This is a genomic window from Herbaspirillum sp. UBA812, from assembly GCF_002296545.1.
GTDB classification, from domain to species: domain Bacteria; phylum Pseudomonadota; class Gammaproteobacteria; order Burkholderiales; family Burkholderiaceae_D; genus Herbaspirillum; species Herbaspirillum huttiense.
The window spans coordinates 439-1,295 of sequence record NZ_DBIC01000406.1 but is presented as its reverse complement, the minus strand read 5'-3'; the positions used below and the strand labels follow the sequence as shown (position 1 = coordinate 1,295).

The following is an 857-nucleotide window of genomic DNA, read 5'->3' as shown; positions in this document are numbered from 1 at the left end:
TCGGGCAAGCTGCTGTTCTCGGCCCGCATCATTCCTTACCGTGGTTCCTGGCTGGACTTCGAATTCGACCCGAAGGACATCCTGTTCTTCCGCGTCGACCGCCGCCGCAAGATGCCGGTGACGATTCTGCTGAAGGCCATCGGGATGACCTCCGAGCAGATCCTGGCGAACTTCTTCGTCTTCGACAACTTCAACCTGCACGCCGAAGGCGCGGACATGGAGTTCGTCTCCGAGCGCCTGCGCGGTGAAGTCGCACGTTTCGACATCACCGACAAGTCGGGCAAGGTGATGGTCGCCAAGGACAAGCGCATCAACGCCAAGCACGTGCGTGACATCGAAGCCGCCGGCATCAAGCACATCTCCGTGCCTGAGGACTACCTGCTGGGCCGCGTGCTGGCCAAGAACATCGTTGATCCGGAGACCGGTGAAGTCGTGGCCAGCGCCAACGACGAGCTGACCGAAGAACTGCTGGCCAAGCTGCGCGAAGCCAACATCTCGGCCATCCAGACCCTGTACACCAACGACCTGGACCAGGGCGGCTACATCTCGCAGACCCTGCGTACCGACGACACCGCCGACCAGACCGCTGCACGCGTGGCGATCTACCGCATGATGCGTCCTGGCGAACCGCCGACCGAAGAGTCCGTGGAAGCCCTGTTCAACGGCCTGTTCTACAGCGAAGACCGTTACGACCTGTCGGCCGTGGGCCGCATGAAGTTCAACCGTCGCGTCAGCCGCGACGAGCTGACCGGTCCGATGACCCTGTCCAATGACGACATCCTGGCCGTCATCAAGATCCTGGTCGAACTGCGTAACGGCCGTGGCGAAGTCGATGACATCGACCACCTCGGCAACCG

Annotated in this window: 1 pseudogene; it reads left to right on the top strand. The window is 62.0% G+C overall.

Annotated elements, in window-relative coordinates:
- Positions 1-857, top strand: a pseudogene (gene rpoB / locus B3873_RS26405) (DNA-directed RNA polymerase subunit beta); the annotation flags it as partial.